Below are 9820 nucleotides of genomic sequence, written 5' to 3' on the forward strand. Positions count from 1 at the left end.
GGCGAGCTGTTCACCGCGCCGGTGACCGCGGACAACGAGGCGCGGGTCCTGGTCCACGACGCCCACGCGGCCAACCCGGCCACCGCCTTCGCGCTCTCCCGGATCGCCGACGCCGACACCCTCCACCACACCCCGATCGGCGTCCTGCGCGACGTCCACCGACCCGTCTACGACGAGCTGATGGCAGGTCAACTTGCCATTGCTTCACAGCAGATGGGCACTGGCTGCCTCACCACGCTGCTCACCGGAACCGATTCCTGGACCGTCGCCTGAAGAGCAAGCACACCCGATCACCCCGGCACAGTACGAACAGACAGGACGAAGATCCATGGCAGTTCCCGGGACCCACGCCCCCATGGCCATCGCCGACATCCACCTCCCCGGTGATCCGCCGCTGGGGCGACGGGACGTAGCCGTCCTGGGATCCACCGGATCGATCGGCACCCAGGCCGTCGACGTGATCCGCCGCAATCCCGACCGCCTACGCGCCGTGGCACTGGCCGCGGGCACGCGCAACCTGCCACTGCTGGCCCAACAGGCCCTCGACCTCGGTGTCGAGACCGTGGCCACCTCCCGGCGCGAGGCCGCACCGGCCCTGCGCCTGGCCCTGAAGTCCCAGGCGAACGGACGGCGGCTGCCCCGCGTCCTGGCCGGACCGGAGGCCGCCACCCAGGTCGCGGCCATCGGCTGCCACCGCGTCCTGAACGGCATCAGCGGCTCGATCGGACTCGCCCCCACCCTGGCCGCCCTGGAATCCGGGGCACGACTCGTCCTGGCCAACAAGGAGTCCCTGATCGCCGGCGGCCCCCTCGTCCGAAGACTCGCCCGACCCGGCCAGGTGATCCCCGTGGACTCCGAGCACTCCGCACTGCTCCAGTGCCTGCGCGGCGGCCAGCGCCGCGAGGTGCGCCGACTCATCCTGACCGCCAGCGGCGGTCCCTTCCGCGGCTACACCCGGAGCCGACTCGACCGGGTGACGGTCGACCAGGCCCTCGCCCACCCCACCTGGAACATGGGCCCGCTGGTCACCGTCAACTCCGCGACCCTCATGAACAAGGGCCTCGAAGTCATCGAGGCCCACCTCCTCTTCGACGTGCCGCTGTCGCGCATCGCCGTCGTCGTCCACCCGCAGTCCGTCGTGCACTCCATGGTCGAGTACGCCGACGGCTCCACCCTGGCCCAGGCCAGCCCGCCCGACATGCGCATCCCGCTCGCGCTCGGCCTGGGCTGGCCCGACCGGATCCGCGACGCCGCACCCGCCTGCGACTGGTCCACCGCTGCCACCTGGGAGTTCTTCCCGCTGGACACCGAGACCTTCCCCGCCGTCTCCCTCGCCCGTCAGGCAGGCGACGAAGGCGGCCTCGCCCCGGCCGTCCTCAACGCCGCGAACGAGGAATGCGTCCGTCTCTTCCTGACCGGCCGCATCCCGTTCACCGCGATCGTGGACACCGTCCGCCGCGTCCTGCACGCCACCTCCCGCCCCGTCCCCAGCGCCGCCCTCACCCTGGCGGACGTCCGCAAGGCCGAGACCTGGGCCCGCACTCAGGCCAGAGAGCTGTCGACCACATGAACACGGCCACGCCTCCAACGCCCCGTAGCGTCACCGCGACGGCGCCGGGGAAGATCAACGTCCAGCTCTCCGTAGGCGCCCGCCGCCCTGACGGCTACCACGCACTCACCACCGTGTTCCTCGCCGTCGCACTCCACGACACCGTCACGGCCACACTCGCCGCCACCGGGCGAACCACCGTCACCGTCATTGGCACCGACGCACAACGGGTGCCGACGGACGCCACCAACCTCGCCGTACGCGCCGCACAGCTCCTCCGCGAACACCACGGGACCGACGCCGGAGTGGCCCTGCACGTCACCAAGCGGATCCCCGTCGCCGGAGGCATGGCCGGCGGCAGCGCCGACGCCGCCGCCACCCTCCTCGCCTGCAACGCCCTGTGGAACACCCGGGCTACCCCTGCCCAACTCCACGCCCTCGCCACCGAACTGGGCAGCGACGTACCCTTCGCCCTCCTGGGCCACGCCGCCCTCGGCCGGGGCCGCGGCGAGATCCTCACCGACCTGCCCGTCACCGGCCCCCTCCACTGGGTCCTCGCCCTCGCCCACGGAGAACTCGCCACCCCGGCCGTCTACGCGGAACACGACCGCCTCCACACCCTGCGCCACGCCGACGCCCACCCCAGCCCGCAACCTCCCGCCGATCCGGCCCTGCTCGCCGCGTTGAAGACCGGCGATGCCACCGCACTCGGCGCAGCGCTCGTCAACGACCTCCAACCAGCAGCCCTCTCCCTCCACCCCGCGCTGGCCGCCACCCTCCACACCGGAAGGACCGCAGGCGCCCTGGGTTCGATCGTCTCCGGCTCCGGCCCCACCTGTGCCTTCCTGGCCGCGGACGCCCACACGGCAAAGTCCGTGGCCCGCGCCCTCGCCACCTCCAAGGCCGTCCGCCGCGTCCGCACCGTCAGCGGCCCCGCCCCGGGCGCGCACATCACCACCCGCTGAGCTGGGATTCAACAGCCTCGCGGCGAAGAAAGGTGCCATCGAGGGAGTTCGCCGGGGCTTACCGGACACACGACGGCCGCGCCCGGCCCGTCGGGTGCGCGAACCCGCACGGGCCGTGACGAGGAAACCCGCCTGGCCCGGGCACACCCGTACCGAAGCCGCCAGGCCACGGCGAGGGCCACGCACCGAACCGGCGCAGAGAAGGGCCGGCTCGCCGCGAGCGCGGGGCCGGCGCACAGCGGCCTCCGCCCATCGACCCACGCACCACACCACGATCCGCGACAGGAGTGAAGCCGCACCATGTGGAAGCAACGAGTCACCGTCACTCTTCCGACCTACGAGATACCCCTGCCGGTTCGCCCGGCCCCCTTCGAGCACATGGTGATCCGAAGCGAGGAGCCCTGGGCGAGGCAGATGGGAATCGACGACTCCACCATCGAGTCCTACCATCACGGTCTCAACAGCGGCCGTCTCACCTCACTGGAGTACCCCGCCTCAGGCCTGGAGGACTGCGAGCACCTCAACCGCTGGATGTGGTGGTACTTCTACTACGACGACCAGTTCAACGGCCCGCTCGGCCATGACCTGCCCGGCACCCGACGCACCATCGAGGCCACCCGCGAAGTCTTCCGGGGACGCCGGCCTGAGCACTCGGACCTGCGCAACTGGACGCTCTACCACCTGCGTGGCGAGCTCTTCGCCGCAATGCCGGCACCCTGGTGCGACAGCTTCATCGAGCACTGCGATCTCTGGCTCCACGGCTACCTGTGGGAGACCGGCCTGCGCATCGAGGACCGCATCCCCGGCCTCGCGGAGTTCACGTCCAATCGGCTGTGGACCTCCGGCATGAAGATGACCGTCGACCTCGTCGAGTACGCGGTCCGGGCCACGCCGCCCGAGCGGTTCATCAGGCACAAGGAGATCGATCAGCTCACCACCGACCTGAGCAACATCATCGCGTGGTCCAACGAAATGAACTCGCTGGCCATGGAAACCCAATTCCACCCGGTGAACAACCTGGTCTACGTCTTCTACTGGCATGAGACCCACGACATGCAGGAGGCGGTGGACCGGACCCACGCCCTGTACCAAGCCGTGTGCCGGGACGCCCTCGCCGTCCAGCACCGGCTCCCGGCCATCATGGACGAACTCCAGCTGTCCCGGTCCGAGCAGGGCATTGCCTGGCGCTGGCTGGAAGCGGCGTACCACTGCATCGGCGGTGGCCTGGCCTGGCAGCTGGAAACCGGACGCTACGACACCCCGACCGGCCCCGTCGACATCCCCGTCCCGGAGCTCAACCCCGACCCTGCCGAAGCCTGACCAGGGAAGAAACTGGCCAGACTGACGACACGTCCATCATGCCAAGCCGTACCGGAACCCCCTCGACAGGTCAGCGGCCGATCCGATGGTGTTCCCCGACGCCGACCCGACTACGGCCTACCGCTCCCGGGAAAGGGGAACCCCCGGTGACATCCGCCGTCCCCGACATCGACCAGCTGGCCCCCACCCCGCCGCAGGGCCCCCGGCAGGACCTGGGCGGTGTACCGAGTCGGAGGCTGTCGGTTGCGAGGACCCGCGCATCGTCATCGGGGGCCTTTCTCGATCAGACCGCTGAGCGGGGCGGGACGGCGGTGGGGCGCCAGCGCCACGGAGGCCGGTTCGCGGACGATCACGGCCGGTCGGATTGCTCACGGGCCGTAGGTTCACCCGTCCCGGGTTGTGGCGTCCGCGGAACGGTCAGCCGGGGGACGGCGATCATCGGCAGTGCGTTCGGCCGGGACATTTCGGCCAGGACCGGCTTGACCGTGGAGCCCGGTGCCGGAACGAGCCGCCAACGGGCGGTGACCGTCGCCACCGAGATGAGCATCTCGGCCCATGCGAACGCTTCGCCCGGGCATTTGTACTTCCCCTTGCCGAAGGGGAAGGGCGTTCCCTGCCGCGATCGGCCGGGGAGCCATCGGTCGGGATCGAACCGCTCCGGGTCCGGGTACGTCCGCGGATCGCGGTGCAGGGCGTACTGGCTGTACGCGACCTCGGTTCCGGCGGGGAACGTGACGCCGCCGAGCGTGACCGTCGAGGTGGCCTTTCGGGTGATCAGTACGAGCGCGTACAGGCGGGTGACCTCCTGCAGCACCCGGTCCAGGTACTCGAGGCGATGCAGGTCGGCGACGTTGACCGGCCCGGTACCGACCACTTCGTCCACTTCGGCCTGGACGCGCGCTTCGATGTCGGGGTGCCGGGCCAGTTCGTGGAAGACCCACGCCAGCGTGGTGGCCGTGGTCTCGGTTCCCGCGAGCAGCAGTGTGATGAGCTGGTCGCGGATCTCCGCATCGGTCATGGCTTCGCCCGTCTCGGTGTCCCGGGCCTCCAGCAGCTTCGTCAGCAGGTCGTCACGGCCGGCCCCGTCGGTACGCGCGTGCCGGATCACCTCGTCGATGATCCGGCGCAGGCGGACGCCTGCGTCGCTGAACCCGCTGTTGAGCGGGATCGGAAGCCGGTCGAGGACCGCGGGGGCGACCGCCCGCACGACCACACCCCGTGACAGGACTTGCAGGGACCGCCACACCTCATCGAGCGCGGCCTGGCTGAGCCCGGAGGAGAAGAGCGACTCGGCCACGATCCCCGCGGTCAGCTCGTGCATCGCCCGGTCCACCCTGACGATCTCGTCCGGCTGCCAGGACATCGCCAAGGACCGCGCACGCCGTTCCATGACCTGGGCGTAGACCGCCGTGATGCGCGTGCGGTGAAGCGCGGGTTGCACCAGTCGCCGCTGGCGGGCGTTCACCTCGCTGTCGGTCGTCGCCAGCCCGTCGCCGAGGGCAGCGCGGGCCCGCTCGAAGAACCTGCCCTTGCCGAACACCCGGGCGTGGGTCACCAGGGCCTGGTGGACGAGGTCCGGGGTGGTGAGGAAGTACACGGGCAGGCAGCCCAGGTCGACCCGCACGATGTCCCCGGCGTGCTCCACCGACTGCAGGAACGCCAGCGGATCGAGCCACAGCTGCAGCAGATGGCCGATCAGGGGTACGCGCCCGGGCAGCGTGGGCACCTGCGTCAGACTGCGGGGTCCACCGCCCTGCGGAGGCGGTGTCTGGCGGGAGGGTTCCGGGTTCATGCGGGACTCCTAGAGGAGCAGGCGTGGCGAGCGGGAGCGGCCCGGCACCGTGCGAGGTGTCCTGGGTGTGGGGCGACGGGGTTCACGGGGTGAGGTGCTGCCACCACCAGGCGATGGAGGGGTAGCTCAGCGGGGCGGGGTCGAGTCCGGGCGGCGGGCTGGCGGTGACCTCCAGGGCGGGGGCGGCCATCGCGTAGCGCGGGTTGTCGCGGTGCCAGTGGACGACGTTGGCGACCATGTTGCCGAGGTCGGTGAGGAAGTGCCGCAGCTGCGGGCTTGCGTGGGCGGCCAGTTGGTCGCGCAGCCCGAGGAAGAGGGCCATGCTGCGGTTCCAGATGGTGATGGCCTGGACGACGGCCTGGGCCTGGGTGCAGCCCAGTTCGTTCATGAGGCCGATGACGAGGTTGTTCTGTCCGTCCACGGCGCGGGCGTCCTTGGCGAAGGAGGAGAGGTCGTTGATCCACAGCAGGAGCAGGCCGACGATCTCCCGCAGGGCCCGCAGGGCGGGGTCGTCGTACTCCCGTGCGGGCATCTCCTGGGCGTTGCAGACCTCGATCATGGCGAAGAAGGCCTCGAACCCGGACACGCCCAGGCGCAGGACCAGTTGGGTGTTGAGGTCGGGCAGGTGGTCCCGCAGCCGGTAGCTCGCCTCCCAGGGGATGCACTGGTGGTAGATGCGGTAACCGGCGGTGAGACGGTTGTACTGCAGCGGTGTGGCGAAGTCCCGGAAGGTGCGGACGATGTCGAGGTAGGCGGGCATGAACGGGGTGTCCAGCAGGGCCGTGTCCGGAGCCTCCAACGCCCGCTGCATCGCGCCGCACACGTCGATGACGTCGTGCAGGGACGGGCAGGCTTCGAACCAGTCGTCCAGGGCGAAGGCGTAGAAGTACCAGCGGCCGGTGGCTTCCAGGCGTTCGGCGTGTCCCTGGGGACTGCTGTTGGCCACGAAGGCCGCGGCCCGCTCGGCCGGGTCCTGCGGGATGGGGCAGTGGTTCATCCACTGCGCCGCCCGCTTGTCGATCACGTCGGCTTCCGGGTGCGAGGACGGCTCCAGCGGACAGTAGAGCGGCGGCAGCCTGAACGCCGCGGAGGAACTGTGCGCGGATGTCCCGGTCATGGGTACCCCTTTGCTGCGGAACATGCGGAACGTGCGGACGGTGGCGGTGGTGAGGGGCCGGCCCGAGGGGTTCAGTGGGTCGGTCGCCGGCTTCCCCCGGTCAGGCTGAGGGCCTCGTCGAGGAGGGCTTCGACGATCCGGTTCTCGGGGACGGTGCGGATCGGCACGTTCACTGCCTGGGCGGCGTGGGCGATCTCGCGGACCTTGTCGTCGAACTTGCGGATGTTGCCGGGGTTGACGCGCACCGCGGCGCAGCCGGCGGCGGTGATCTCGGCGATCTGCCGGAGCGTGGCGTCGACGTCGGCGGTCGGGGTGGTGGTCATGGTCTGGACGGAGATGGGTGCGTCGCCGCCCACGGGGACGGTGCCGACGTGGATCTTCCGGCAGTGGCGGCGTGTTGGGGTGCGCGGGGCGGTTGGGGAAGCCCCAGATCGGTCGAGGCCATGGTCGCTCCTGCGGGCTCGGGAGGGTGGTGCCGGCGAGGGAGTCGGGGGCGGCCTTGGTGGTGCTCGGGGTGTTCCGGCCGGTGGGGCGGGGAGTTCGCGGGTCAGTGGTCGCGGCGGCTGATCATCTCGGCCAGGGTGGCGAGCTCGGCGGCCGCCGCGGGCGTGGGCCGGGCCAGGGCGAGGTGCTCGTGGGCGTCGGCGCTGTGGCGGCGGGCCCGGTACAGGGTCCAGTCCCTGGCGCCGGTCTGCTCGATCAGCTTGGCCGCGTGGCGGCACTCCTCGTCGCCTGGCGGGGTGCTCTGGCGGTAGAGGCCGCGCAGGGCTTCGGCCTGCGGGGTGTGTCCGGCCATGGCGGCAGCCACCGGCAGGGAGACCTTGCGCCGTCGCAGGTCGGACAGCGCGGGTTTGCCGGTGGCCTGCTCGTCGCCCCAGATGCCGAGCAGGTCGTCGATGCACTGGAAGGCGATGCCCAGGTGTCGGCCGAAGGCCCGCAGGTGGGCGGCGCGCTGCGGGTCGGCGCCGCCGGCGATGGCGCCCAGCGCGCAGGCGGCGGCGAAGAGTTCGCCGGTCTTGCCCGCCGCCACCGCCAGGGCCCGGTCCTCGCTGACGTCGGTACCGGTCTCCAGGAGGATGTCGAGGTACTCGCCCTCGATCAGCAGTTGGACGCTCTCCAGGAGGACGGGGATCGTCTGTTCCGCGCGGGGGGCCTCGGCCAGGGCCCGGACGGCGGCGAAGAACAGGGCGTCGCCGGCGAGGATCGCCGCCGGGATCCCCTTGGCCGCCCACAGGGCGGGTCGGTGGCGGCGCATCCGGTCGTGGTCGATGATGTCGTCGTGCAGCAGGCTGGCGTTGTGGACGAGTTCCACGGCCACGGCCCCGGGACGGGCCGCTGCCGGGTCGCCGCCGACGGCCCGGCAGGCCAGGAGGGTGAGGGCCGGGCGCAGGGCCTTGCCGTCGGTCGGGTGGTCGAGGTGGACGCGGTCGTCGGTCCACCAGCCGAAGTGCAGTCCGGCGAGGTGACGGATGTGCGCGGGCAGGCGGTTGACCTGGGTGCGGATCAACGGCCTGACGGTGTCCGCGCTGTGTGCCAGGATGCGTTCGCAGTCACGGGGTTCGTCGGACACCGGGCCTCGCCTTCGGGTGGCAGTGCGTCAGGATCGGGCGGGAGGTGGCGGGTCCGGCCGGGCACGACGGGTCCTTGCCGACCGCTTTCGTAAACGTTCAGCGCGATGGTCTCTATGCCAACAGATCCACAGCTGTCCCGGTACGGCGTGCGGCCCGGACATCGGAGCACGGCCGGCTCCGGCTCGCGCCCTCGTCCCGGCCTCCACTCCTACACCCGTCGCACCGCAGGTCGGTGGCCGCCGGAACCATGCGACGGGCCATCCCCTCCATGAACATCCCTGATGGGGAAGGCATTTGGGGCCGACGGCGCGCGCCTGGGTCCGGCACGGTCCCCGTGTCGACCGTCGCGCGGCCGACCCGGCGGCCCCGTTCCCGTCTTCGCGCTACCACCCGATCCCGCGGACTTCCCGCGGGTGTCGGGGCGGCGGGAAACGGTCACGGCCGGGGCAGCGGGCGCGTGTACGGCGCGCGCGGCACCGGCGGCCGGAACTCGTTGCCTCCCGAGCCCCCCGCACGCGGGGTTGCCACCGAGGTGCGTACTGGCGTGCACTCAGAGAACTGAACGCTTTCCGTCCGAACCTTCGGCCACCGACCCGGAGGATCGCGGGCGATCAGGCCTTCTCGCGTGCTCACACCCCAGCAGTGAGGAACACCCCCTCATGAGTGAGTCCCGGCCGCGACGCGGCATCATCCAGTCCCTGCGCACCATCGTCGACGACGCCAAAGAGATCGCCGACGAACTCATCGAGCGCGCGGCGGAGCTGGAGTGCAACCTCCGTGACGCCATCATCGACCTGCTGGAGGAGAACGACCCGTTGAAGGAGAACACGGGGGGCAAGCCCTCCGATGACACCCCTCGTCGCCCTGCGGGTGGCGGGGGCGAGAGAGACGAAGGGGCGGAGCTGGCGGGCCTGCGGGCGGAACTGGCCGCCCTGCGGGAAGAGCTCGCCCGCCTGTCCAAGGCTTCGCCGACACATGACTGACCCGAAGAACCACAACGGGGTCGGCAGTGCCGGTGTGTCCGGCCCGCCGACCGACGCGGAGGTGGAACGCCAGCTGGTCCGGGCAGAGAACGGGCTGCTGGTGGACGCGCTCACCTACCGGCCGGTCTCCCTGGCCGAGCTGGCCGACGACGTGCGCAGCGGTCTCCGGTTCCGGGCCCGGGACAGCAGCGGCGGCGAGTGCACCTACCAGGTCCTCGTCCAGGCACTCCTCGCCACACTCGTGCCCGGGCCGACAGCGGGCGCAGCGGAACTGTTGTCCGCCGCCGTCCGCGACGGCCTCCCGACCGGCCGGACCACGTAGGACACCGGACAAGAGACAGACGAAACGGCACCGGGCAACCGGGGGGAAAGCCGGGGCAACGCGGCTCTCTCCTTGCTCGACGCGCTGTTCCCGGTATCGGCCCGTGCGTGGCCGCCCTGTCTCTGGAGGCTGTGTGTCCGCTCGTGCGCTCTACGTCTCGGGGGTCCTGGGGCGTCTGCTCGCCGACGAGTTGCGGCGCCC

At 71.2% G+C, this 9820-nt stretch carries 8 protein-coding genes and 2 pseudogenes; 6 read left to right on the plus strand and 4 right to left on the minus strand.

Annotation, left to right across the window (positions count from 1 at the left end; genetic code table 11):
- The 4 genes and pseudogenes from ACIOGZ_RS41660 to ACIOGZ_RS41675 form a co-directional block, all read left to right on the plus strand.
- A pseudogene (locus ACIOGZ_RS41660) lies at positions 1-273 on the plus strand (2-oxoacid:ferredoxin oxidoreductase subunit beta); the annotation flags it as partial.
- A gap of 55 nt (positions 274-328) precedes the next feature.
- A complete protein-coding gene (gene dxr / locus ACIOGZ_RS41665) occupies positions 329-1570 on the plus strand; it encodes a 1-deoxy-D-xylulose-5-phosphate reductoisomerase (RefSeq protein ID WP_363589592.1) in 1242 nt (413 codons plus the stop codon).
- Positions 1567-2514: a 4-(cytidine 5'-diphospho)-2-C-methyl-D-erythritol kinase gene (locus ACIOGZ_RS41670; protein ID WP_400989874.1), complete on the plus strand. Its 948-nt coding sequence runs from the start codon at positions 1567-1569 to the stop codon at positions 2512-2514. Before dxr ends, ACIOGZ_RS41670 begins: the two co-directional genes overlap by 4 nt.
- A 300-nt stretch (positions 2515-2814) precedes the next feature.
- Positions 2815-3834 carry a terpene synthase family protein gene (locus tag ACIOGZ_RS41675; RefSeq protein ID WP_363589588.1) on the plus strand — a complete coding sequence of 340 codons (1020 nt, stop codon included), beginning with the start codon at positions 2815-2817 and terminating at the stop codon, positions 3832-3834.
- Between the two features lie 349 nt (positions 3835-4183).
- On the opposite strand, the gene ACIOGZ_RS41680 is transcribed toward ACIOGZ_RS41675, so the two are convergent.
- The 4 genes and pseudogenes from ACIOGZ_RS41680 to ACIOGZ_RS41695 all read right to left on the minus strand — a co-directional run bounded on the left by ACIOGZ_RS41680 (position 4184) and on the right by ACIOGZ_RS41695 (position 8313).
- The gene (locus tag ACIOGZ_RS41680) at positions 4184-5560 is read right to left on the minus strand and encodes a cytochrome P450 (protein WP_400989876.1); all 1377 of its coding nucleotides are present in this window, start codon (positions 5558-5560) and stop codon (positions 4184-4186) included.
- Between the two features lie 148 nt (positions 5561-5708).
- On the minus strand, positions 5709-6743 hold the full coding sequence (locus tag ACIOGZ_RS41685) for a hypothetical protein (RefSeq protein WP_400989879.1): 1035 nt from the start codon (positions 6741-6743) through the stop codon (positions 5709-5711).
- 155 nt (positions 6744-6898) lie between these two features.
- A pseudogene (locus ACIOGZ_RS41690) lies at positions 6899-7188 on the minus strand (flavodoxin-dependent (E)-4-hydroxy-3-methylbut-2-enyl-diphosphate synthase); the annotation flags it as partial.
- A gap of 102 nt (positions 7189-7290) precedes the next feature.
- A complete protein-coding gene (locus tag ACIOGZ_RS41695) occupies positions 7291-8313 on the minus strand; it encodes a polyprenyl synthetase family protein (RefSeq protein WP_400989881.1) in 1023 nt (340 codons plus the stop codon).
- 660 nt (positions 8314-8973) lie between these two features.
- Between ACIOGZ_RS41695 and ACIOGZ_RS41700 the strand changes: the two genes are divergently transcribed.
- Together ACIOGZ_RS41700 and ACIOGZ_RS41705 are read left to right on the plus strand one after the other, a co-directional pair.
- Positions 8974-9297, plus strand: a complete 324-nt coding sequence (locus ACIOGZ_RS41700; protein WP_400812552.1) for a hypothetical protein — start codon at positions 8974-8976, stop codon at positions 9295-9297.
- Positions 9290-9619: a hypothetical protein gene (locus ACIOGZ_RS41705; RefSeq protein WP_363589716.1), complete on the plus strand. Its 330-nt coding sequence runs from the start codon at positions 9290-9292 to the stop codon at positions 9617-9619. The genes ACIOGZ_RS41700 and ACIOGZ_RS41705 overlap by 8 nt, the downstream gene beginning before the upstream one ends.
- Positions 9620-9820: the final 201 nt, after the last annotated feature.

This window comes from Kitasatospora sp. NPDC088160 (genome assembly GCF_044741445.1).
In the GTDB taxonomy this organism is placed as follows: Bacteria; Actinomycetota; Actinomycetes; order Streptomycetales; family Streptomycetaceae; genus Kitasatospora.

What these genes read in the sequence shown, in the direction of transcription:
- ACIOGZ_RS41705 (WP_363589716.1), top strand. Translation starts at nt 9,290, where the DNA reads ATGACTGACCCGAAGAACCACAACGGGGTCGGCAGTGCCGGTGTGTCC.
- ACIOGZ_RS41670 (WP_400989874.1), top strand. Translation starts at nt 1,567, where the DNA reads ATGAACACGGCCACGCCTCCAACGCCCCGTAGCGTCACCGCGACGGCG.
- dxr (WP_363589592.1), top strand. Translation starts at nt 329, where the DNA reads ATGGCAGTTCCCGGGACCCACGCCCCCATGGCCATCGCCGACATCCAC.
- ACIOGZ_RS41700 (WP_400812552.1), top strand. Translation starts at nt 8,974, where the DNA reads ATGAGTGAGTCCCGGCCGCGACGCGGCATCATCCAGTCCCTGCGCACC.
- ACIOGZ_RS41685 (WP_400989879.1), bottom strand. Translation starts at nt 6,743, where the DNA reads ATGACCGGGACATCCGCGCACAGTTCCTCCGCGGCGTTCAGGCTGCCG.
- ACIOGZ_RS41675 (WP_363589588.1), top strand. Translation starts at nt 2,815, where the DNA reads ATGTGGAAGCAACGAGTCACCGTCACTCTTCCGACCTACGAGATACCC.